This is a genomic window from Streptomyces sp. NPDC047085 (assembly GCF_040643735.1).
Classification (GTDB): domain Bacteria; phylum Actinomycetota; class Actinomycetes; order Streptomycetales; family Streptomycetaceae; genus Streptomyces.
Window position 1 is genome coordinate 114,099 of the sequence record NZ_JBEYUW010000011.1, and the last position, 22,068, is coordinate 136,166.

A 22,068-nucleotide genomic window follows, 5' to 3' on the forward strand; every position below is an offset into this window, starting at 1 on the left:
CCGCCCCGGAAACCTGCCGCCGGGGCGGCACGTCGTTCCGCATATGACGCTCGACCTGGTGACCTCCCTGCGCCCGCTGCTCACCGCCGAGGCCTCGGCCGAGGCGTATGCGTCCGGGGGTGAGCCGGGCGACCTGGAACAGGCCGTCTGGCTCCGCCTCCTGGAGCGCCTCGACAGCGACGGGCCGCCGCTCGACCCGCAGGGCTGGCTGCGCAAGGCCGTCCGCGCCGAGGCGCGCCGCAACCGTCGTACGACCCGGGTCGAGCGCCCCTACGGCATCGAGCCGGTCGCCGACACCCGCCCCGGCCCCGAGCAACTCGCCCTCACCGCCGCCCGGTACCGCGCCCTTCGCGCCGCCGTCCGCCGGCTGCCCGGCCGGTGCCCCCGCCTGATCGAGGCGCTGTTGTCCCCGAAGGACCTGACATACCGGGAGATCGCGGGGGAGTTGGGTATCTCACAGGGCAGCCTCGGCCCGGAACGTTCCAGATGTCTGGGATGTCTGCGGCGATTGCTCACTCCGGAGGTTGCGGCCCGCGAAGTGCGGGGATAGGAGTGGGGGACGACAGACGATCAGGTGAGCGGGAGGCATGCGCACATGGGCATGAGCGTGACCATCTCGGCGGCGACCGAGCAGGACGCGGAGCAGATCTTCAGGCTCCAGTACCTGTGCTTCCAGAGCGAGGCGGCTCTGTACGGCAACTACCGCATCGACCCGCTCGTCCAGAGTCTCGACTCGGTCCGCGAGGAGGTCGCCGCCGACTGCGTGTTCGTCGCCCGGCTCGGCGAAGAAGTGGTCGGCTCGGTGCGCGGCAAGGTGACCGAGGACGGCTCCGCCGCCATCGGCAAGCTCTGCGTCCACCCCCGCCTCCAGGGCCACGGCATCGGAGCGAGGTTGCTGCGCGCGGCCGAGGCGGCGTTGGCGGAGGAGCGGGGTGCCACCAAGTTCCGCCTCTTCACCGGTCACCGCAGCGAGGGCAACCTCCGCCTGTACCGCCGGGTCGGCTACGAGGCGGTGGGCCGCTCCAAGGGCGCCGACGGCGTAGAGATGATCATCCTGGAGAAGCCGGCAGGGGTGTTCGTTCAGACGGCGTGAGTGAGGCGCGCCCCAACGGGGCGCCAGCCGTGGGCCGCCGCGAGGGGGCTCTGTCGCCACGCGGTTCCGCGGCGTGGGCGCGACGACCACAACGCGCCCACGGCCCGCCGGCCTTCCTCAGGCTGCCACCCCGTTGCGCGCCTTCCGCAGCCAGTACATCGCGGAAAGCGGCAGCACCACGGGGATGAAGACGTACCCCATCCCGTACTCCGACCACACGGTCGCATCCGGAAACGCGGACGGCTCCACCAGCGTCCACGTGCCGACGACCAGCACACCCACCAGCTCGGCCGCGCAGCAGACCCGCGCCGCCCTGCGCGCGGTCTCCCCGCCCCGGATCAGCGTGTACGTGATGAACCCGTACACGACACCGGCCACCGCCGACAGCGTGTACGCGAGCGGCGCCCGCTGGAAGTCCGTCGCGATCTGGTACGCCGAGCGCGACACCGCGCCGACCACCATCACGCCGTAGAACCAGACGAGCAGCATGCCCGGCCCGCTGATCAGCCGTGCCGGCTTCTCCTCCACCGCCGTCATCTCCGCCTCAGCCTCCCCAGATGTCATAGAGCCGCACCTCGAGAACGGCCAGCACCACACCGCCGGCGGCCACTGTCACCGAGCCCCAGCGCGTCCGCTCGGCCAGCGACATGAAGGCGGTCGCCGGAACGCACGCGAAGGCACCGAGCAGATACGCCACGAAGATCGTCGTGCCCTGATCCGGCTTCTCGCCCCGCGCCAGCTGCACGATCCCGATCACCAGCTGGACCAGGGCCAGCAGCGACACCACGGCCATGCCGATGAAGTGCCAGTCCTTGGTCGGCTGGTCCCGGTAGGCGGCCCAGCCGCACCACGCGGCGAGCAGCAGCGCGGCGACTCCGGTCACCAGCGTCAGGGCATTGAGCATGCGGTGACCTTATTACGGCCGAAATGGCCCGCCGTCGCCGACCCCGCCGTACACCGTAGGGTCCAGACCAATCCACGCGCACGCCCTCCTGTTCGACAACGACGGCACCCTCGTCTCCTCCCTCGACTCCGTCGAGCGCTGCTGGACGAAGTGGGCCCGGGAGTACGGGATCACGGCGGAGGAGTTCCGGCGCGTGGCGCTGCACGGGCGGCCGGCGGCCGAGATCGTCGCCGATCTGCTGCCCGCCCGGCTCGTGGCGGAGGCCGTCGCGCGGGTCGAGCAGCTGGAGGTGGAGGACGTGCCGGGCGGGGGTGTGCATCTGCTGCCCGGGACGCGGGAGTTCCTCGACTCCCTGCCGGCCGACCGCTGGGCCGTCGTCACCTCCGCCACCCGGCGGCTCGCCGAGGCCCGCCTGGACGCCGTCGGCATCCTGCCCAAGACGCTGATCACCGCCGACGACATCACGCGCGGCAAGCCCGACCCCGAGCCGTATCTGCTCGCCGCGCGGCAGCTCGGCGTCGACCCGGCCCACTGTGTCGCCTTCGAGGACGCCCCCGCGGGGCTCCAGGCGGGCCGCGCGGCCGGAATGGCCACCGTGGCGTTGGCCACAACCCACCGCGCGGAGGAGCTGGACGCCGACCTCGTGGTGAAGAACCTCTCGGCCTTGTCCGCACTGGTCACCAACGGGGGAGTGGACATCGCCGTCCGCCGCTGAACTGTCCACCGCTGTCCAGCATATGGACAGCGATCCTTGGTCAGGACCGTCCGTCTGGTTTACTGATCGCATGACCACGACGAGCTGCCGCACTCTTGCGACCGAGGCGACCACGACGCCCGGTGCTCGTTGTATGTGTCCCATGACGTGTCGAATGTGCGCCTTCTAGAGGGCCCCCGCACCATCTGAGCCTCGCGCCCCGAAGCGAGAGCCGTGGCCCGTCCGACGTCCGGATGTCCGACGTTCGAGACAGCGGCCGCCGCGCGCACACGCCGTTCTCCCGGTTCCATCGCCGGTGCCATCGCGAGAACCGTGCCGCGTCCCTGAACGAATGCAATGAACGCAACCGTGCCCGGGCACACCCACGCCCGCGCACTCGACCGTGACGGAAATCCCTGTGATCACCACATCGGGCCTGACCAAGGTCTACCGCTCCCGCGGCCGCGAGGTCACCGCCCTCGACGGCGTCGATCTTCACGTCCGCGAAGGTGAGGTCTACGGCGTCATCGGCCAGTCCGGAGCCGGGAAGTCCTCCCTCATCCGCTGCGTCAATCTCCTGGAGCGTCCGACATCCGGGACGGTGAGCGTCGACGGGCAGGACCTCACCGCGCTCGCCGGACGCGGACCCCGCGCCGGAAAGGAACTCCGGCACGCGCGCAGCCGCATCGGCATGGTCTTCCAGCACTTCAACCTGCTCTCCTCGCGAACCGTGCAGGACAACGTCGAACTGCCGCTGGAGATCCTCGGAAAGTCGGGGAAGGAACGTTCCCGCAAGGCGCTCGAACTCCTCGACCTCGTCGGCCTCGCCGACAAGGCGAAGGCCTACCCGGCCCAGCTCTCCGGCGGACAGAAGCAGCGCGTCGGCATCGCCCGCGCCCTCGCCGGCGACCCCAAGGTGCTGCTCTCCGACGAGGCCACCAGCGCCCTCGACCCGGAGACCACCCGCTCCATCCTCCAGCTGCTGCGCGACCTCAACCGGCAACTGGGCCTGACCGTCCTGCTCATCACCCACGAGATGGACGTCGTGAAGTCGATCTGCGACTCCGCCGCCCTCATGGAGAAGGGCCGGATCGTGGAGTCCGGCACCGTCAGCGAGCTGCTCGCCACGCCGGGCTCCACGCTCGCCGCCGCGCTGTTCCCGGTGAACGGCGAGCGCACGGGTGCCGACCGGACCGTCCTCGACGTCACCTTCCACGGCGAGGCCGCCACCCAGCCGGTCATCTCCCAGCTCTCACGCACCTACAACATCGACATCTCGATCCTCGGCGCCGCCATCGACACCGTCGGCGGCCTCCAGATCGGCCGCATGCGCATCGAACTGCCCGGCCGCTACGAGGACAACGTGGTGCCGATCGGGTTCCTGCGCGAACAGGGCCTGCAGATCGATGTCGTGGGCCAGGAGCCCGTGCTGGTGAAGGAAGGTGCCAAGTGACCTGGTCCGAGATGCAGCCGCTGTTGTCGCAGGCGTGTAGCGAGACGTTCCAGATGGTGCTCTGGTCGACCCTGATCGCCGTCGCCGTCGGCCTCCCGCTCGGCATCCTCCTCGTCCTCACGGACCGGGGCGGCCTGCTGCAGAACGTCCTCGCCAACAAGGTGATCGGCCAGATCGTGAACGTCGGCCGGTCGATGCCGTTCATCATCCTGATGGTCGCGCTGATGAGCTTCACGCGCTGGGTCACCGGCACCACCATCGGTACGACCGCCGCGATCGTGCCGCTCGCCATCGGCGGCATCCCGTTCTTCGCCCGGCTGGTCGAGACGGCTGTCCGCGAAGTGGACAACGGTCTCGTGGAGGCCGTACAGGCCATGGGCGGCAACACCTGGACCATCGTCCGCAAGGTCCTCGTCCCCGAGGCCCTGCCGTCGCTGATCGCCAGCACCACCACCACGATCATCGCCCTCATCGGCTACTCCGCCATGGCCGGCACGGTCGGCGGCGGCGGCCTCGGCGACCTCGCCGTCCGCTACGGCTACCAGCGCTTCGAGACCGAGCTGATGTGGATCACCGTCGCGATCCTCGCCGTCGTCATCTCCCTCATCCAGTTCGCCGGCGACTTCGCGGCCCGCACCCTGCACAGCCGCGGCGGCCGCTCCGGGCCCGGGCCCAGGCTGCGCGTGCTCAAGGCCGAGGAGCCCGAGGCCGCCGACGTCGCCAAGGTCGCCTGAGCACCCCTCAGCCCTGAGCGCACCCCCCAAAGACTCCCCGTACACCCATCACGGGGTCGCACCACCCTTAAGGAAAGGCACTTTTCGTGCGTAACACCGCCAAGCTCACCACCGCCGTCCTCGCCGCCGGAGCCCTCACCTTCGGGCTCACCGCCTGCGGCTCCGGCAAGGACTCCGCCTCCTCCGACTACAGCGGCCCGCTGGTCGTCGCCGCGAGCCCGACCCCGCACGCCGAGATCCTGAACTTCGTCCAGAAGAACCTGGCGAAGAAGGCGGGCCTCGACCTGGAGGTCAAGGAGTTCACCGACTACATCACGCCGAACACGGCGACCGAGGACGGCTCGGTCGGGGCCAACTACTTCCAGAACCAGCCGTACCTGGACGACTTCAACAAGAAGCGCGGCACCCACATCGTGCCCGTCGTCACGGTTCACCTGGAGCCGCTCGGCCTCTACTCCCACAAGGTGAAGAGCGCCGACGCCCTCAAGAGCGGTGCGACCATCGCCGTCCCGAACGACACCGTCAACGAGGCCCGCGCCCTCAAGCTGCTCGCCGCCAACAAGCTCATCACCCTCAAGGACGGCGTCGGCACCGAGGCCACCCCGCGGGACATCGCCGACAACCCCAAGAACCTGAAGTTCAAGGAGGTCGAGGCCGCCCAGACCGCGCGCTCCCTGGACGACGTGGACGCCGCCGTCGTGAACGGCAACTACGCCATCCCCTCCGGCCTCAAGCCCGCCAAGGACGCCCTCGTCCTGGAGTCCCCGAAGGACAACCCGTACGGCAACTTCCTCGCCGTCAAGAAGGGCAACGAGAAGGACCCGCGGGTCAAGAAGCTCGCCAAGCTCCTCGTCTCGCCCGAGGTGAAGAAGTTCATCGAGGACAAGTACCAGGGCTCGGTCATCGCCTCCTTCTGAGCCGACGCGCACATCGACGGGGTCCACTCCCTCACCCGGGGTGGGCCCCGTCGTGCGGTTCAGTGGTTTCATGCTGCATGCTGGGCAGTTCAGCAGGCTCTGAAGGTTTTTCCGAAGTTACGGAGTGGCGCATGACTGGCACCTTTCCCAACGTCTCCATCAGCACGGAGCGGTTGGTCCTGCGCCCCTTCGAGGAGTCCGACATCGAGGCCTTCGCCGAGATGATGAACGACGAACTGGTCACCGCCTGGACCTCCGTCCCGCAGCCCTACACCGAGGCCGACGCCCGGGCCTGGATCACCGAACTCGCCCCGGCCGAACGCGCCGACGGCCGCGGCATCGTCTTCGCCGTCGACGAGTTCCTCACCCAGCGCCTCGTCGGCACCGTCCATCTGCGGAACACGAACTGGCGGGTGCGCTCCACGGAGATCGCCTACGCCATCGCCCCCTGGGCCCGCGGCGAGGGCTATGCCTCCGAGGCCGCCCTGGCCAGCGCGCAGTGGCTGTTCCACGACCAGAAGTTCGAACGCCTGGAGCTGCGCACCGCCGCCGACAACACCGCCTCCCAGCAGGTCGCCCAGAAGATCGGCTGCATCAGCGAGGGTGTCCTGCGGGGCGCCTGGATAGCCCGCAGCAGGACCGGCGACGGGACGTGGACGGACGTCCGCACCGACGTCATCGTCTGGAGCCTGCTGCCGGAGGACCTGGCCGACACGAGCGGTTTCACGTCCTACTCCGACTGGAACTGAGCCCCCCGAGCCGCACCGGGTACGCTCAGGGAGCCCGGCTACGGGCCCCGTACCCCTGACGACCTGCGACGACCTGGAGACTGACGACGATGGCCGACCGGGTCACGGTGATCGGCTGGGACGGCTCGCCGCTGACCGCCGCGGCACGCGGCGCCCTCGGAGCCGCCACACTCGTGGCGGGCGCGCCCCACCACCTGGCGCTGCCCGAGGTCCCGCCCACCGCCGAACGCGTCCGCCTCGGCAGCGTCGCCCTCGCCGCCCGCCGCATCGCCGCCCACCGCGGCACCGCCGTCGTCCTCGCCGACGGCGACCCTGGCTTCTTCGGCGTCGTACGCACCCTGCGCGCACCCGAGTTCGGCCTGGAGGTCGAGGTCGTCCCCGCCGTCTCCTCGGTGGCCGCCGCCTTCGCCCGGGCCGGCATGCCCTGGGACGACGCCCAGGTCGTCGTCGCCCACCGGCGCACCCTGCGGCGTGCCGTGAACGTGTGCCGCGCCCACGCCAAGGTCGCCGTCCTCACCTCACCCGGCGCCGGGCCCGCCGAACTCGGCCTGCTCCTGGAAGGCGTCCACCGGACCTTCGTCATCTGCGAGGAACTGGGCACCGAACGCGAGCGGGTCAGCGTCGTCACGTCGGACAACGCCGCCGACCACGCCTGGCGCGACCCGAACGTCGTCATCGTCATCGGCGGCCCGGCCGGCGCCGCCGAGGGCGGCGGCTGGATCGCCGGACGCGACCCGGCCACCGGTCCGCGCGGCTGGGTGCAGCCCGCCGAGGCCTACGACGGCCGGCTCGGCGAGGGCGAGACCGAACTGCTGCGCGCCGCCCAACTCGCCCGTCTCGGCCCCCGGGTCGGCGACCTCGTCTGGGACATCGGCTCCGGCTCGGGCGCGTTCGCCGCCGAGGCCGCCCGCGCCGGGGCCGCCGTCATCGCCGTCGACCACGACCCCGGGGCCTGCGCCCGGACCGAGTCGGCCGCGCGCCGCTTCGGAGTCCAGATGCAGGTCGTGCCGGGCACCGCCCCGCACGTCCTGGAAAACCTGCCCGAACCGGACGTCGTCCGGGTCGGCGGCGGGGGAGCCGCCGTGGTCTCCGCGGTCGCCGACCGCCGTCCCCAGCGCATCGTCACGCACGCCGCGACCCGGGACGAGGCCGAACTCGTCGGCCGCGACCTGACCGAGCACGGATACCGGGTCGAATGCGCCCTGCTCCAGTCCGTCGAACTCGACACCCGGGCCTGGTCGGAGACCGAGCGGAGCGTTGTGTTCCTCCTGAGCGGAGTTCTCCCGGATCGCGCCCCGTGATCCTGTTGTCGTACTGCGCGCGGTAGGCTGGCCGATCGCTGTACCCCACCGGTGGCCCGGAAATACGTTCGCCAATGTCCGGAATACGCGCCCGTTTTGGGGTGGGTGTGGTACGGCAGAACCGGAGGACGTGCGCAACGTGGCGCAGTCCACAGCGGGCTGTCGCGGATCATGCTGTCGCGACGGTCGAACGGCCGGGACAATGCCACTGAATGGCTTTGTCGCCTTTTCCGGCGGGTCGTTCGTGCCGCTGGGCGCGCACGCTCGTTCTTCACTACGGGCGGTCGGTGCGCCGTTCCGGGTGAGCTGGTCGTAGAAGCACTAACCGATGGGCGAGGGGTACGCATGACGGACACCGGCCAGGTCCCGGGCGAGGGGCAGCCGGAGAGCGCAGGCATGGTGGAACAGCCGGGCGTCCCCGCGCACGGTGCGTACACCTACCTCGCCGAGGCGCCCGCCGAGGACGAAGACCTGCTGCTGCCGGGTGCCCAGGGCGCGTGGGGCAACGAAGTACCGCCACCCGCCCCGGAACCGGTCGTCGAGGCCGTCCACGAGCCGGGCCCGCACGAGACGGCCGGCCGGGACAGCGGTTCCGTCGACCTCAGCGGCGTACGACTGCCCGACACGGGTCCCGTCTCCGTACCCCCGTCGCCCATCCTGTCCGCCCCGCACGATCCGACGACGGCCGTGCAGCCGCCGCGCCGCCCGCTGCACCTCGGTCCGCCGATCCCGGACGCCTCCGCGAGCCCGGTCCGCTCCCTCGCCGACCGTGGCCCCGCCGGAGCGCCGGTACGCCAGCCGGGCCTGCCCGCGACCGGTCCGGAGTACCTCGACGTCCAGTCCCCGCGCGAGATGGCCCCCCAGAACGCGGCGCCCCAGAACGTGACCCCCTGGGGCGCGACCCCGGCCGCCGCCCCGGCCCAGGTCGGTCATACGGCACAGGCCGCGGAAACGGTTGGCCCGGCGGGGGAGACGGTGAGTGACACCTCCGGCGCCTTTGCCGCCGTCGGCGTGGCCGCCGTGCCCGGAGCCGCCCAGGCCGCCGTGGCCCGCGTCGCCCCGCAGGCGGCGGCGCAGGATCAGGTGCCGGGCGAGGCTGTCCCGGGTGCGGAGCAGGGCGCTGTTGTGCACGGGCACGACGGTGTGCAGCCGGTGCACGGCCACGACGGCGTGTATGCCGTGGACGCCGTCCCGGCGGTGGCGGAGGCCGGGCAGGCCCCGGTGGACGCTGAGCAGCCCGCGACCCCTGCTGGCCCGGCTGGGCCCGGCGAGGGTGCCGTCGCCGTCGAGGGCGGAGTCGTGCCGGTGGCCGGTGCACCCGTGACCGAGGCCGCCGACGGCGCGCAGGTCGCGGAGACTCCCGCCGAGGTGCCGGACGCTGTCGGCCAGGGCGGGGAAGGCCAGGTGACTCCTGCTCAGGAGGCGCCGGTGGCGGTCGTCCCGGGCCCGGGTGCTCCCGCGCAGGAGCCGCAGGCCGAGGCCGTCGAGCCCGTCGCGGCCGAGCCGGTCGAGCAGAGTGGGACCGCGCCGGCGGTTGCGTCCGCGCAGTCGACCGAGGGCGCCCAGATCGCAGAGGCGGCGCAGCAGCAGGCTGTGGCCGACGCCGCCGACGTGGCTCCGGCCGGGAACACGACCGGCGAGGCTCCCGCCCCCGCTGCCGCGGTCGCTCACCAGGGTGCCGAAGCCGCGCAGGGCGTGGCCGAGGGCACCGAGGCGGTTGCCGCGCAGGCGCCGGCCGAGGCCGCCGGCCTCGTTCCGGCGCAGGCCGACCCGCAGGCTCCCGGCGCCGTCGAGGCACAGCAGGCCGTCGCCGCCCCCGCGCCGGCGCAGGCCGCCGTACCCGTTTCCGGCACCGTCGAGCCGCAGCCCACCGCTGCCGCCCCCGCGCCGACGGCCGAAACCACGTCGGCCACCGCCCCGGCGCAGGTGCCCGCCGCCGACCCGGCGCAGGCACCGGAGGTCCCACAGGCCCCGGCGCCCGCAGCGACCCCCGAGCCCGCCGCCCCCCTGACGGCGGCCCCGGAAGCCACGACTCCCGCCACCCCGGCCGAGGCCGCCGTACCGGCCCCGCTCACCGGCGACGCCACTCCCGCTGCCGGCACCCCCTCGGCCACCGACGCTTCCGTCGCACCCGACCCCGCGCCCCTCCTCCAGGCGCAGGGACCGCAGCTCGCCGCCGCCGTCCCCAACGCCGGCGAGATCGCGACCGCCGTTCAGCCCCAGCCGGAGCAGCAGTCCCAGCCGCACCCTCAGGCCCCGGAGCAGCAGTCCCAGCCCAAGCCCCCGGCCCCGGCGCAGGACACCGGCGTCCAGCAGGCGCCCACCGTCGCCGCGGCCGCCGCTCCCGCAGGCCCGCAGGTGCATCCCGCCGAGCCCACCCCCGTACAGCCCGCCGGTGAAGCCGTAGCGGGATCCGGGGCGATCGCGGCCGCCGCGCACCCCGCGACCCCCGCGCAGCAGCCCCCCGCCGAAGCCGCCGACCCGCTGCCCTCCAGCGTTCCGCTGGAGCCGCACCCCGAGCAGCCGCTCGGGCAGTTCGTGCCGGTGGACGGTTCGGTGCCGACCACCCCGCACCTCGCCCCGACCCCGCCGCAGCCGCTGATCCTGCCCACGGAGGAGCAGGACACCGCGCCGCAGGGTCCCGTGGCCTCGGTCCCCGCGCCCCGCGAGGCCGAACCGACGGCGCCGGCCGCGCCGGAGGCCGAGTCCGCCCCCGATGTCGTACAGCGCGCGGAGGACCTGGAGACCAGGGCCGCCGACCAGGAAGAGAGCATGGCCCCCGTGGAAGAGGCACAACAGTCCACCGGACCGGCCGCGCCCGCCTACGACGACGTCGAGCGCGAGGCCGTCCTGAAGGTCATGCGCGAGCGCCGTGACATCCGCAACGGCTTCCGCAGCGACCCGATCCCGCACGAGGTGCTGCTGCGCGTCCTGGAGGCGGCCCACACGGCGCCCTCCGTGGGCCACTCGCAGCCCTGGGACTTCGTCGTCATCCGCTCCACCGACACCCGGCGCGCGATGCACGAACTGGCGATGCGTCAGCGCGACGCGTACGCCAAGTCCCTGCCCAAGGGCCGGGCGAAGCAGTTCAAGGAACTGAAGATCGAGGCCATCCTCGACACCCCGGTCAACATCGTCGTCACCGCCGACCCGACCCGCGGCGGCCGCCACACCCTCGGCCGGCACACCCAGCCGCAGATGGCGCCGTACTCCGCCGCGCTCGCCGTGGAGAACCTCTGGCTCGCCGCCCGCGCCGAAGGCCTCGGCGTCGGCTGGGTCAGCTTCTTCGACGAGCGCGAGATGGTCCGCGCCCTCGGCCTGCCCGAGCACCTGGAGGTCATCGCCTACCTGTGCGTCGGGTACGTCGACGAGTTCCCGGACGAGCCCGAGCTGATGCAGGCCGGCTGGTCCAAGCGACGCCCGCTGTCGTGGGTCGTGCACGAAGAGACATACGGGCGCCGCGCCCTTCCCGGAGAGGAACCCCACGACCTGCTTGCCGAGACCGTCGCACAGATCCGCCCGCTCGACGCCAAGGCGCTCGGCGAGGCCTGGGAGCGCCAGAAGCGCATGACCAAGCCGGCCGGCGCGCTGGGCATGCTGGAGATCATCTCCGCGCAGCTGTCCGGGCTGTCCCGGCAGTGCCCGCCGCCGATCCCGGAGCCCGCCGCCGTCGCGATCTTCGCGGGCGACCACGGCGTGCACGCCCAGGGCGTCACCCCGTGGCCGCAGGAGGTCACCGCCCAGATGGTGGCCAACTTCCTGGGCGGGGGAGCGGTCTGCAACGCCTTCGCCAACCAGGTCGGCGCCGAGGTGTGCGTCGTCGACGTCGGCGTCGCCGCCGACCTGCCGGCCACCCCCGGCCTGCTGCCCCGCAAGATCCGCGGCGGTACGTCCGACATGACGACCGGTCCCGCGATGACCCGCGAGGAGGCCAAGGCGGCCATCGAGGTCGGCATCGAGACCGCCCGCGACCTGGTGGCGGCCGGCAACAAGGCGCTGCTCACCGGTGAGATGGGCATCGCCAACACCACCGCGTCCGCCGCGCTGATCTCCGTCTTCACGGGCGCCGACCCGGCGGAGGTGACCGGCCGGGGCACCGGCATCAACGACGAGACGCTCGCCCGCAAGACCGAGGTCGTCCGCCGGGCGCTCGAATTCCACCAGCCGGACCCGGCCGACCCCATCGGCGTCCTCGCGGCCATCGGCGGCTTCGAGCACGCGGCCATCGTCGGCCTGCTCCTCGGCGGCGCGTCCCTGCGTACGCCGGTGATCCTGGACGGCGTCAGCGCCGGCGCCGCCGCGCTCGTCGCCCGCGCGATCGCCCCCGAGGTCCTCGCGGCCTGCATCGCCGGCCACCGCAGCGCCGAACCCGGCCATGTCGCCGCCCTCAACAAGCTCGGCCTGCGCCCCCTGGTCGACCTCGACCTCCGCCTCGGCGAGGGCACGGGCGCGCTCCTGGCGCTGCCGTTGGTGCAGAGCACGGCGAGGGCGATGCACGAGGTGGCCACATTCGATTCGGCCGGGGTCACGGAGAAGTAGGCCGCGCGTCCGGTCCTGTAGTGCCGGGCACGTGGCAACGCCCCGTGGGTCCGTGGGCAGTCGTTCCGCAGGGCGATGGGGGTCCCCCCGCTCGAGCGAAGCCGAGAGCGGGGGAGGGTGGGCACGGACCCACGCACCCGCACTCGGCCACCCTGCCCAGCCACCGGACAGCTGAGCCATCCTTCCCCCGGGCAACGTAAAATCCGCACGTCAGGGCCACCGCAAAGGCGCAGAGGCCGCGCACCGCACAGCCACCGGAGGAGCCGACCCTCATGGCCGAACACCCCGCCTACCCCGTAGGCCTCCGTCTCTCCGGCCGTCGCGTGGTCGTCCTCGGCGGCGGCCAGGTGGCCCAGCGCCGCCTCCCGGCCCTGATCGCGGCCGGCGCGGACATCGTCCTCGTGTCCCCCGAGGCGACCCCCTCCGTCGAGGCCATGGCGGACGCGGGCGAGATCACCTGGGAGCGGCGTCCCTACGCCGAAGGCGACCTCGCCGACGCCTGGTACGCCCTCATCGCCACCAGCGACCCCGACGCCAACACCGCCGCCTCCGCCGAGGCGGAACGCCACCGCGTCTGGTGCGTCCGCTCCGACGACGCCGACCAGGCGACCGCCTGGACCCCGGCCACCGGCACCAGCGAGGGCGTGACGGTCGCCGTCCTCACCACGGACGCGCGCGGCCGCGACCCCCGCCACACCGCCGCCATCCGCGACGCGGTCGTGGAGGGCCTGCGCGACGGCACCCTCGTCGCCCCGCACCACCGCACCCGCACGCCCGGCGTCGCCCTGGTCGGCGGCGGCCCCGGCGACCCGGACCTCATCACCGTGCGCGGCCGCCGCCTGCTCGCCGAGGCCGACGTCGTCATCGCCGACCGCCTCGGCCCCCGCGACCTCCTCGCCGAACTGCCGTCGCACGTCGAGGTGATCGACGCCGCGAAGATCCCCTACGGCCGCTTCATGGCCCAGGAGGCCATCAACAACGCCCTCATCGAGCACGCCAAGCAGGGCAAGTCCGTCGTACGGCTCAAGGGCGGCGACCCCTTCGTCTTCGGCCGGGGCATGGAGGAGGTCCAGGCGCTCGCCGAGGCCGGCATCCCGTGCACCGTCGTGCCGGGCATCTCCAGCTCCATCTCCGTGCCGGGCGCGGCCGGGATCCCGGTCACCCACCGGGGCGTCGCCCACGAGTTCACCGTGGTCAGCGGCCATGTCGCCCCCGACGACGAGCGCTCCCTGGTCGACTGGCCGTCGATGGCCAAGCTCACCGGCACGCTCGTGATCCTCATGGGCGTCGACAAGATCGGGAAGATCGCCGAGACCCTCGTCGCGCACGGCAAGTCCCCCGAGACCCCCCTCGCCCTGATCCAGGAGGGCACGACGGCGGCACAGCGCCGCGTGGACGCCACCCTCGCCACGGTCGCCGAGACCGTGCGTGCCGAGGACGTGAAGCCGCCGGCGGTCATCGTCATCGGTCCGGTCGTGAACGTCGGCCCGGGGCCCGTGGCTTGATCATGCGTAACCCCGAGTAACCCGACTCTTCCCAGCCGTTGGCACCGCACCCAGGACAAGGCAGTATCACCCTGTGGCCGATCTCATCACCATCGAGGATCCCGACGACCCGCGCCTGCGTGACTACACGGGCCTGACCGACGTCGAGCTGCGCCGCAAGCGCGAGCCCGCCGAGGGCCTGTTCATCGCCGAGGGCGAGAAGGTCATCAGAAGGGCCAAGGACGCCGGCTACGAGATGCGCTCCATGCTGCTCTCGGCCAAGTGGATCGACGTCATGCGCGACGTCATCGACGAACTCCCGGCACCCGTGTACGCCGTGAGCCCGGAACTCGCCGAGCAGGTCACCGGCTACCACGTACACCGCGGCGCCCTCGCCTCCATGCAGCGCAAGCCGCTGCCGACGGCGGCCGAGCTGCTGCGCTCGGCCCGCCGGGTGGTGATCATGGAGTCGGTCAACGACCACACCAACATCGGCGCGATCTTCCGTTCGGCGGCGGCCCTCGGCATGGACGCGGTGCTGCTGTCGCCGGACTGCGCCGATCCGCTGTACCGCCGCAGCGTCAAGGTCTCCATGGGTGCGGTGTTCTCCGTGCCGTACGCCCGTCTGGAGACCTGGCCGAAGGGTCTGGACTCGGTCCGCGAGGCGGGGTTCACGCTCCTCGCGCTCACCCCGGACGACAAGGCCCGCAGCCTCGACGAGGCGGCCCCGCACCGGATGGACCGGGTCGCCCTGATGCTCGGCGCCGAGGGCGACGGCCTGTCCACCCAGGCCCTGGTCGCCGCCGACGAATGGGTCCGCATCCCGATGTCCCACGGCGTCGACTCCCTGAACGTGGGAGCGGCGGCCGCGGTGGCCTTCTACGCGGTGGCCACGGGCCGGCCGGAGTCCTAGCCCCGGAGTCCTAGCCCTGATCCCTTGATCCGGCCCGCAGTGTCGACTCGTACCGCTGGGACATCAGCTTGCCGTAGGCCGGCGGCTTGATGCCCGGCTGTACGTGTGTCCGCCCCTGTACGGCACTGCCGCCACCTCGGCTGCCACTGTCGCCGCCGAGCCCGCGTGCCGGACCCTGACAGCCCTGGGCCACCGCGATGCCGAGCGCCACCAGCAGTGTCACGACCACGAACACGAACAGGCGCTGCCGCAGCAGCCGGGGGTTGGCCGGGCGCCGCCCGGTGCCGGTCGTACGCGGGGCCGGGCGTCCGGCACCGCTGCGCGGAGCGGGCCGGCTCCCGCTGCCGGAGCGCGGGGCGGTGCCGCGCGGGGCCGGGGTGGGGCGGGCCGTGCCGGGACGGGAGACGGCGCCCGCGCCGCGCGGGCCGCTGCCGCCCCGCGAGGGCACCGGGCCCCGGGCGGGCGCGCCACCGCGCGGCACCGGGGTGCCGGGGGCGGGCCGCCGCTGGGTGCGCTGCTGCTCGGGGTAGGTGTCGACGAGCCGCCCGGTGGGCCGGTCCGCCTCCGCCGCGCGGGGCGAGGGCGGCCGCGCGTCGCTCATGCCCTGGGCCTCGCGCGCGGCGATCTCCTTGAGCCGCAGCGACAGTTGCAGCGTGCTGGGCCGGTCGTCGGGGTCCTTGGCCAGGCAGGCCTGCACGAGCGGGGCCAGCGCGTCCGGCACGCCGTGCAGCTGCGGCGCCTCGTGCACCACGCGGTACAGCATCACCTCGGAACTGCCGTGCCCGAAGGGGGAGTCGCCGGTGGAGGCGTAGGCGAGGGTCGCGCCCAGCGAGAAGACGTCCGTCGCCGGGGTGACGGCCGCGCCGCGCACCTGCTCGGGTGCCAGGAAGCCGGGGGAGCCGACCGCCGTGCCCACGTGGGTGAGCGTGGAGGCACCGGTGGCCCAGGCGATGCCGAAGTCGATGATCCGGGGTCCCTTGGGGGACAGCAGGATGTTGGACGGCTTCAGGTCCCGGTGGACGACACCGGCCTCGTGCACCGCGACGAGTCCCTCGGACAGGGCCGCGCCGATCGCCGCCGCCTCGGCCGCGCCGAGCGGGCCTTCGTCGGCCACCTTGTCGTGCAGCGAGGGGCCGGGTACGTACTGCGTCGCGAACCAGGGCCGCTCCGCCTCCAGGTCCGCCGCGACCAGCCTGGCCGTGCAGCCGCCCCGGATACGGCGGGCCGCCGAGACCTCGCGAGCGAAGCGGGACCGGAACTCCTGGTCCTCGGCGAGGTCGGGCCGGATCACCTTCAGCGCGACCCGCTGGCCCTTCTTGTCCGAGCCGAGATAGACCACGCCCATCCCGCCGGCGCCCAGCCGCCGGTGCAGCCTGAACGAGCCGACGACGCGCGGGTCCTCGCGCCTCAGGCGCATCATCGCCATGTTCATCCCCGCTGCCCGGTCCCTGTGACGTGGCACAGCTTACGTTTCCACGGCCGCCTGCGCGCAGAGGCCGCGCCCTCTCGGGCGGACGGATTGTGCGTGCCGGGTCGGGAAAGTGAGACACGGTCAGGACACCGTTTCCTGCGATGCCCTTGGGGCTCCTGTGATTTCAACCCGTCGGCGGGGCAAGGGGGTTGGTGCCGGGGAAGGAGTCCAGGTGCGGGGCCCGGTGGCCGTGGGGAAGGTGTCGCCGACGGCTGGGCGGAGCGGGGGCGGGGCGCCCGGCCGGGCGGGTTTGGCAGGCCCCTGTCATGCGGTCGAAGTGATCGAAGTCACTCGAATCGGCCGTCGGACGGTTCGGACATGCCACGACACAGTGGGCGACCCCTCAGGGAAGACCCCGAGACCTAGGCCCCCGTCTCCACCCAGGGGAGTACTCGGCATGTGACGGCTCATCCTCCGGGAGGCCCGGGATTCGGTACGAAGGCATGACGTCCGCAGGGGGCCGCGCGCCTAGATTTGAGGTCAAGCGGCGGGTGCAGCACTCGTCCCCCGAGGTCAGACACCCGCCGCTGCCAAGGACAACACAGACGGTCAGGAGAGGGACCATGGCCCACACGGCACCGCGACGCACGACGTTCGCCCCCCGCCGGACGGGCCGTCGCCACCCCGTGGTGGCGACGCTCATGGCCCTTCCCCTGGCGGCCCTGCTCCTTCTCGTCTTCGACGGCTGGGAGACGGTGGCCACACAGGCGTCGTCCGTGGGTGTGATGCTGGGGCGCTGAGCGGCGACTCCAGGCCCGGAAGAGCGGTCCGGGCGGGGACATCCATCCATGAAACCCCGTGGGGACGGGGGTGCGGCGGACGGCACAAATGCCGGCGCAGCTGGGGAGCTGCGCCGGCATTAGCCGTTTTCCGCGCCGTCGCCGCGCTGCCGCAGGTGATGGCGGGTCGTTGTACAGCGGCACCCCGCGAGCGCGGGCGAGCGAGTCCGCCCCCGGCCGGCATCAGTACGCTCGGCTGGACACTCGACCCGACCGAGGCCTCCGTGACCCCTGACACCCCCGTCCTTCTCGACGCGCTGACCGTGGAGGTCAGGGCCGCCGCGCACCCGGACACCGGCGGAGCCGCCTGCGCCTGCGGCACCAGCCCCCTCGCCGACCGCCCCGACGCCACCGTCGTCCGGCACGCCGACACCGTCGCGAAGGCGCACGCCTCGGACACCGACCCCGCAGAGCTGGCCCTCCGCCTCGCCACGGCGGCCCGGCTCCCGGACGTCCTCCTCGCCCCGCTCACCACCACCCCGGCCACCCTCCACGACCGCCTGGTGACCTTCTGGCCGTACGGCGCTCCCGTGGACCCGGACGATCCGGCCGCCGCCCCCTGGGAAGCCGCCGCCACCCTCCTCGCCCGGCTGCACCGGACGCCCCCTCCCGCCCCCCTGCCGCCGATGCGCGGCCCCGCCAAAGTCGCCCACGCCATCCGCCGACTGCGTACGGCCGTGAGCACCGCGCCCCGTCCCGCCGCATCCGCCGTACCCGCCGTCCTGCGGGCCTGGCAGGCTCTTCCCGCCTGGGCCCGCGGCGAGGCTCCCATGCCCGGCACCCTGGCCCTCTGCCACGGCGATCTCCACCTCGGCCAGCTCGTCCGCCGTCCCGCACCCGACGGCCCCTGGCTCCTGATCGACGTGGACGACCTCGGCGTCGGCGTCCCCGCGTGGGACCTCGCCCGCCCCGCCTCCTGGTACGCCTGCGGGCTCCTCCCGCCCGAGGAGTGGACCCGCTTCCTGACCGCCTACCGCGAGGCCGGCGGCCCCGCCGTACCCACCGACGGCGACCCCTGGCCCGCCCTGGACGTCTCGGCCCGTGCCCTGACCGTGCAGACCGCGGCCCGCGCGCTCACCAAGGCGCTCGCGGCGGAACGCCCGCTGGACGAGGTGGAACAGGCCCTGGTGGACGCCTGTGCCCGAATGAGTTCCATCCCTCATCAGTTGACGCGCGGATTCCGGGCGTAGGGTGCAACCGACCAGGGCCGGACGGAGTCTGTCCTGGGGAAACACGAAGCAGGACCTACCGGCGAGGAGTTGAGCCGACCATGCAGTGTCCGAAGTGCCATGCGCCGATGCACACCTACAACCGCAACGGCGTCCAGATCGAGCAGTGCAGCGGCTGCCGCGGGATCTTCCTCGACTACGGCGAGCTGGAGGCCCTGACCCAGCTGGAGGCCCAGTGGGCCAAGCCCGTCCCGCCGGCCGCCCCGCAGGCGTACCCGGCCCCGCCCGCGCCGGCCTGGGGCGCCCCGCACGGCGGCCACCACGGTCACCACGGCCATCACGGTCACCAGAAGAGCTGGGCGCACATGCTGTTCTCCAGCTGAGCGCACGAAGAAGCCCCCGGTCGCGAGACCGGGGGCTTCCTGGTGTGTGGACGATACTGGGATTGAACCAGTGACCTCTTCCGTGTCAGGGAAGCGCTCTCCCGCTGAGCTAATCGTCCGCGGGCTGTGACCCGTGAGTCACAGACAGTGCGCGATACTGGGATTGAACCAGTGACCTCTTCCGTGTCAGGGAAGCGCTCTCCCGCTGAGCTAATCGCGCGGGTTCGGATCCTCGCCGTACGAGCCGGCTGATCCAGTGGACGATACTGGGATTGAACCAGTGACCTCTTCCGTGTCAGGGAAGCGCTCTCCCGCTGAGCTAATCGTCCTTGGAGGTGGAGACGGGATTTGAACCCGTGTAGACGGCTTTGCAGGCCGTTGCCTCGCCTCTCGGCCACTCCACCAGGAGTGTAGGGGATCGGGATGACCCCTTCTTCCTTCGAGCGGACGACGAGGCTCGAACTCGCGACCTCAACCTTGGCAAGGTTGCGCTCTACCAACTGAGCTACGTCCGCCTGTCGTTTCGGTCCGCTTCCGCGTCCCGGCGACGTGTTGAACTCTAGCGGATTCCCGGGCCAGCACAAAAACGCGTTTGCGCAGCGTGCTGCGGTGCACCCGACAGAGGTCCTGGCCGGGCCCCCCGCGGGGACATCCCCGGGCCACCTTTCGGACACCCGACCTAGACTCGTCGATGTGCTCCACCTCCCGGCTCCCCACCCTCCCCTGGCCCGGTTCGGCGAACGCGTCGCCACCGGCCTCCTCGACGTCACCAGCGATCCCGCCGCCCTGGACTCCACCGGCTTCTGGGCCGTTGCCGCGGACTTCGAGGGCCGGCTGACCTGCGCCCGCTTCGCGGACGTACGGACGCGGTCCGTGCCCGCGCCGGAGCCGGGCGGCTGGCAGGGCCCGGCGGTGGAGGACTGGACCTCCTCCCTGGACCGCGCCGCCTACACGGAGGCCGTCGGCCGGATCCGCGCGTACATCGCGGCCGGCGAGGTCTACCAGGCCAACCTGTGCCGGGTGCTGAGTGCGCCGGTCGCCCCCGACGCCGACGTGGACGCCCTGACCGCCCTGCTGGCCCGCGGCAACCCGGCGCCGTACGCGGGCACGATCCGGCTGCCGGACCACGGCGTGGAGATCGCCACCGCCTCGCCCGAGCTGTTCCTGCGCCGCGAGGGGCGGATCGTCGAGAGCGGGCCCATCAAGGGCACCGGACGCACCGAGGCGGACCTCCTGGAGAAGGACTACGCCGAGAACGTGATGATCGTGGACCTGGTCCGCAACGACATCGGGCGGGTCTGCGCCACCGGCACCGTGACCGTCCCCGATCTGTGCGCCGTGGAGAAGCACCCCGGTCTGGTCCACCTGGTCTCCACGGTGCGCGGCGAGCTGCGCGCCGACGCCGGCTGGCCCGAGCTGCTCGCCGCCGCCTTCCCGCCGGGGTCGGTCACGGGTGCCCCGAAGTCGAGCGCCCTGCGGATCATCGAGGAGCTGGAGACCGCGCCGCGCGGCCCGTACTGCGGCGGCATCGGCTGGGTCGACGCCGACCGGGGCGTGGGCGAGCTGGCCGTGGGCATCCGCACCTTCTGGATCGACCGGGACGCCGGCGCGCTCCGCTTCGGCACCGGCGCCGGCATCACCTGGGGATCCGACCCCGAGGGGGAGTGGCGGGAGACCGAGCTGAAGGCGTCCCGGCTGCTCGCGGTAGCGTCGGGGGCGTACCAGGAGAGTGGAGAGGCTCTGACATGAGGATCTGGCTGGACGGCGCACTGCAGGACCTCGAGTCCGCCCGGGTCTCCGTCTTCGATCACGGGCTGACCGTCGGCGACGGCATCTTCGAGACGGTCAAGGCGGTCCACGGGGCGCCGTTCGCGCTCACCCGTCACCTGGACCGGCTGACCCGCTCGGCCCGGGGCCTCGGCCTGCCCGACCCCGACCTCGACGAAGTGCGCCGCGCCTGCGCGGCCGTCCTGGAGGCCAACCCGATGCCGCTGGGCCGGCTGCGCATCACCTACACCGGCGGGCACGGCCCGCTCGGCTCCGACCGCGGCGAGCACGGCCCGACCCTGGTCGTCGCCGTCGGCGAGACCACCCGCCGCCCCGACGCCACGGCCGTGGTCACCGTCCCGTGGACCCGCAACGAGCGCGGCGCGCTCACCGGCCTGAAGACCACCTCGTACGCCGAGAACGTCGTCGCCCTCGCCCGCGCCCACCAACACGGCGCTTCCGAGGCCCTGTTCGCCAACACGGTCGGACAGCTCTGCGAGGGCACCGGGTCGAACGTCTTCGTCGTCCTGGACGGCGAGATCCACACCCCGCCGGTCGCCTCCGGCTGCCTGCCCGGCATCACCCGGGCCCTGACCGTGGAGTGGACCGGCGCCAAGGAGACCGACCTGCCGCTGGACGTCCTGGAGCGGGCCGACGAGGTCTTCCTGACCTCCACCCTGCGGGACGTCCAGGCCGTGCACCGGGTCGACGACCGGGAACTGTCCGCCGCGCCCGGCCCGGTGACCGCCAAGGCGATGCGGCTCTTCGACGAGCGGTCCGGCGCGGACCTCGATCCCTGATCGCCGCGGCAAATTCGGCTGACCAGCGGCTCCGGAGCGGGTAGAACACCCGTGATGACGACGACCCTGCGGCCGGCCGAGCCGCTTCAGCAGAACCCCGACGGAACCCGTTCACGCCGCTACCAGGTGTGCGTGAACAGCCGTCCCGTCGGCGAGATCCACCTGGGCACCTCACCGTCCCTCGGCACGTCGGTGGCCCGCATCATCGACCTGCGGATAGCCGAGCCCGACCGGCGGCGCGGCCGGGGCACGGTGGCCGCGCTCGCCGCGGAGGAGGTGGCGCGCGGCTGGGGCTGCACCCAGATCGAGGCCATGGTCCCCGCCGAGGCGGAGGCCGCGCTGCGGCTCGTCGGCGCCCTCGGCTACACGTTGCGCAACCGCGGCATGGAGAAGCGCCTCGCGGACACGCCGCCCGAGCTGCCCCCGGGCAGCTGCGCGCGGCCGATGACCCCGGCGGAGTTCGAGGCCTGGCACGAGCACGAGTCCGAGGACTACGCCCGGATGTGGATCGAGCGGGGCGTGCCGGAGGACGTGGCCCGCGCCAAGGCCCGCCGGGACCACGAGACGCTGCTGCCGCGCGGCCTCCAGACCGAGGACATGCTCTTCAGCGTCCTGGAACACGAGGGGACCCGGGTCGGCACCCTGTGGCTGGCCCTGCGGGACGCCATGGCGTTCGTCTTCGACGTCGAGGCCGACGCGGCCCATCGCGGCCACGGGCACGGCCGGGCGCTCATGCTGCTGGCGGAGCGCCAGACGATCGACGCCGGCCGGCCCGTCCTGGGGCTCAACGTGTTCGCGGGCAACACCCCGGCCGAGCGGCTGTACGAGTCGCTCGGTTACGTGACGACGAGCCGCTCCTTCGCCAAGCCCCTGTTGTAGGGATCCAGGAAGCCCCTGCCGGGGTCCGGGAGCGCGGGG

The 22,068-nt window shown here is 72.8% G+C and carries 20 protein-coding genes and 5 tRNA genes; 17 read left to right on the forward strand and 8 right to left on the reverse strand.

Annotated features, from left to right (window positions below; genetic code table 11):
* Positions 1 to 43: 43 nt before the first annotated feature.
* Together ABZ865_RS31055 and ABZ865_RS31060 are read left to right on the forward strand one after the other, a co-directional pair.
* The gene (locus ABZ865_RS31055; protein WP_361237580.1) at positions 44 to 550 is read left to right on the forward strand and encodes a sigma-70 family RNA polymerase sigma factor; all 507 of its coding nucleotides are present in this window, start codon (positions 44 to 46) and stop codon (positions 548 to 550) included.
* Between the two features lie 45 nt (positions 551 to 595).
* Positions 596 to 1,093 carry a GNAT family N-acetyltransferase gene (locus ABZ865_RS31060; protein WP_361237583.1) on the forward strand — a complete coding sequence of 166 codons (498 nt, stop codon included), beginning with the start codon at positions 596 to 598 and terminating at the stop codon, positions 1,091 to 1,093.
* Positions 1,094 to 1,210: 117 nt separating this feature from the next.
* Here ABZ865_RS31060 and ABZ865_RS31065 read toward each other — a convergent pair whose 3' ends face one another.
* A complete protein-coding gene (locus ABZ865_RS31065; RefSeq protein WP_361238076.1) occupies positions 1,211 to 1,630 on the reverse strand; it encodes a hypothetical protein in 420 nt (139 codons plus the stop codon).
* 7 nt (positions 1,631 to 1,637) lie between these two features.
* Complete coding sequence (locus tag ABZ865_RS31070) at positions 1,638 to 1,997, reverse strand: hypothetical protein (RefSeq protein ID WP_100825218.1); 360 nt, start codon at positions 1,995 to 1,997, stop codon at positions 1,638 to 1,640.
* Positions 1,998 to 2,067: 70 nt separating this feature from the next.
* On the opposite strand from ABZ865_RS31070, the gene ABZ865_RS31075 reads away from it, so the two are divergent.
* From ABZ865_RS31075 to ABZ865_RS31115, 9 genes are all read left to right on the forward strand, one after another.
* Positions 2,068 to 2,712, forward strand: coding sequence for an HAD family hydrolase (locus ABZ865_RS31075; RefSeq protein WP_361238079.1), 645 nt, complete (start codon positions 2,068 to 2,070; stop codon positions 2,710 to 2,712).
* Between the two features lie 397 nt (positions 2,713 to 3,109).
* Complete coding sequence (locus ABZ865_RS31080; RefSeq protein ID WP_361237588.1) at positions 3,110 to 4,144, forward strand: ATP-binding cassette domain-containing protein; 1,035 nt, start codon at positions 3,110 to 3,112, stop codon at positions 4,142 to 4,144.
* Positions 4,141 to 4,878, forward strand: coding sequence for a methionine ABC transporter permease (locus ABZ865_RS31085; RefSeq protein WP_361237590.1), 738 nt, complete (start codon positions 4,141 to 4,143; stop codon positions 4,876 to 4,878). The genes ABZ865_RS31080 and ABZ865_RS31085 overlap by 4 nt, the downstream gene beginning before the upstream one ends.
* Before the next feature lie 86 nt (positions 4,879 to 4,964).
* Positions 4,965 to 5,795, forward strand: a complete 831-nt coding sequence (locus tag ABZ865_RS31090) for a MetQ/NlpA family ABC transporter substrate-binding protein (RefSeq protein ID WP_361237593.1) — start codon at positions 4,965 to 4,967, stop codon at positions 5,793 to 5,795.
* Positions 5,796 to 5,926: 131 nt separating this feature from the next.
* A complete protein-coding gene (locus ABZ865_RS31095) occupies positions 5,927 to 6,544 on the forward strand; it encodes a GNAT family N-acetyltransferase (protein ID WP_361237596.1) in 618 nt (205 codons plus the stop codon).
* 89 nt (positions 6,545 to 6,633) lie between these two features.
* Entirely contained in the window at positions 6,634 to 7,845 is a 1,212-nt protein-coding gene (gene cbiE / locus ABZ865_RS31100; RefSeq protein WP_361237599.1) for a precorrin-6y C5,15-methyltransferase (decarboxylating) subunit CbiE, read from the forward strand.
* Positions 7,846 to 8,190: 345 nt separating this feature from the next.
* The gene (gene cobT, locus ABZ865_RS31105) at positions 8,191 to 12,384 is read left to right on the forward strand and encodes a nicotinate-nucleotide--dimethylbenzimidazole phosphoribosyltransferase (protein ID WP_361237602.1); all 4,194 of its coding nucleotides are present in this window, start codon (positions 8,191 to 8,193) and stop codon (positions 12,382 to 12,384) included.
* A 272-nt stretch (positions 12,385 to 12,656) separates the two neighbouring features.
* Positions 12,657 to 13,889 carry a uroporphyrinogen-III C-methyltransferase gene (gene cobA, locus ABZ865_RS31110; RefSeq protein ID WP_361237605.1) on the forward strand — a complete coding sequence of 411 codons (1,233 nt, stop codon included), beginning with the start codon at positions 12,657 to 12,659 and terminating at the stop codon, positions 13,887 to 13,889.
* A gap of 73 nt (positions 13,890 to 13,962) precedes the next feature.
* The gene (locus ABZ865_RS31115) at positions 13,963 to 14,781 is read left to right on the forward strand and encodes an RNA methyltransferase (protein WP_361237608.1); all 819 of its coding nucleotides are present in this window, start codon (positions 13,963 to 13,965) and stop codon (positions 14,779 to 14,781) included.
* A gap of 10 nt (positions 14,782 to 14,791) precedes the next feature.
* Here ABZ865_RS31115 and ABZ865_RS31120 read toward each other — a convergent pair whose 3' ends face one another.
* Entirely contained in the window at positions 14,792 to 16,213 is a 1,422-nt protein-coding gene (locus ABZ865_RS31120) for a protein kinase (protein WP_361237611.1), read from the reverse strand.
* A gap of 602 nt (positions 16,214 to 16,815) precedes the next feature.
* Between ABZ865_RS31120 and ABZ865_RS31125 the strand changes: the two genes are divergently transcribed.
* From ABZ865_RS31125 to ABZ865_RS31135, 3 genes are all read left to right on the forward strand, one after another.
* Positions 16,816 to 16,992 carry a hypothetical protein gene (locus tag ABZ865_RS31125; RefSeq protein ID WP_361237614.1) on the forward strand — a complete coding sequence of 59 codons (177 nt, stop codon included), beginning with the start codon at positions 16,816 to 16,818 and terminating at the stop codon, positions 16,990 to 16,992.
* Positions 16,993 to 17,255: 263 nt separating this feature from the next.
* The gene (locus ABZ865_RS31130; RefSeq protein WP_361237617.1) at positions 17,256 to 18,221 is read left to right on the forward strand and encodes a phosphotransferase; all 966 of its coding nucleotides are present in this window, start codon (positions 17,256 to 17,258) and stop codon (positions 18,219 to 18,221) included.
* An 80-nt stretch (positions 18,222 to 18,301) separates the two neighbouring features.
* A complete protein-coding gene (locus ABZ865_RS31135) occupies positions 18,302 to 18,583 on the forward strand; it encodes a zf-TFIIB domain-containing protein (protein ID WP_361237620.1) in 282 nt (93 codons plus the stop codon).
* A 47-nt stretch (positions 18,584 to 18,630) separates the two neighbouring features.
* Here ABZ865_RS31135 and ABZ865_RS31140 read toward each other — a convergent pair.
* The 5 genes from ABZ865_RS31140 to ABZ865_RS31160 all read right to left on the reverse strand — a co-directional run bounded on the left by ABZ865_RS31140 (position 18,631) and on the right by ABZ865_RS31160 (position 19,098).
* A tRNA-Val gene (locus ABZ865_RS31140) sits at positions 18,631 to 18,702 on the reverse strand.
* Positions 18,703 to 18,731: 29 nt separating this feature from the next.
* Positions 18,732 to 18,803, reverse strand: a tRNA-Val gene (locus tag ABZ865_RS31145).
* A gap of 37 nt (positions 18,804 to 18,840) precedes the next feature.
* Positions 18,841 to 18,912 (reverse strand) — tRNA-Val (locus ABZ865_RS31150).
* Between the two features lies 1 nt (position 18,913).
* Positions 18,914 to 18,987 (reverse strand) — tRNA-Cys (locus ABZ865_RS31155).
* Between the two features lie 38 nt (positions 18,988 to 19,025).
* Positions 19,026 to 19,098: transfer RNA gene (locus tag ABZ865_RS31160), tRNA-Gly, on the reverse strand.
* A gap of 178 nt (positions 19,099 to 19,276) precedes the next feature.
* Between ABZ865_RS31160 and ABZ865_RS31165 the strand changes: the two genes are divergently transcribed.
* The 3 genes from ABZ865_RS31165 to ABZ865_RS31175 are packed head-to-tail and all read left to right on the forward strand — an operon-like array spanning position 19,277 to position 22,029.
* Positions 19,277 to 20,332, forward strand: coding sequence for a chorismate-binding protein (locus tag ABZ865_RS31165; protein ID WP_361237623.1), 1,056 nt, complete (start codon positions 19,277 to 19,279; stop codon positions 20,330 to 20,332).
* On the forward strand, positions 20,329 to 21,150 hold the full coding sequence (locus ABZ865_RS31170; protein WP_361237626.1) for an aminodeoxychorismate lyase: 822 nt from the start codon (positions 20,329 to 20,331) through the stop codon (positions 21,148 to 21,150). Before ABZ865_RS31165 ends, ABZ865_RS31170 begins: the two co-directional genes overlap by 4 nt.
* Before the next feature lie 54 nt (positions 21,151 to 21,204).
* Positions 21,205 to 22,029 (forward strand): GNAT family N-acetyltransferase, encoded by an 825-nt coding sequence (locus tag ABZ865_RS31175; protein WP_361237629.1) that lies wholly within the window; start codon positions 21,205 to 21,207, stop codon positions 22,027 to 22,029.
* Positions 22,030 to 22,068: the final 39 nt, after the last annotated feature.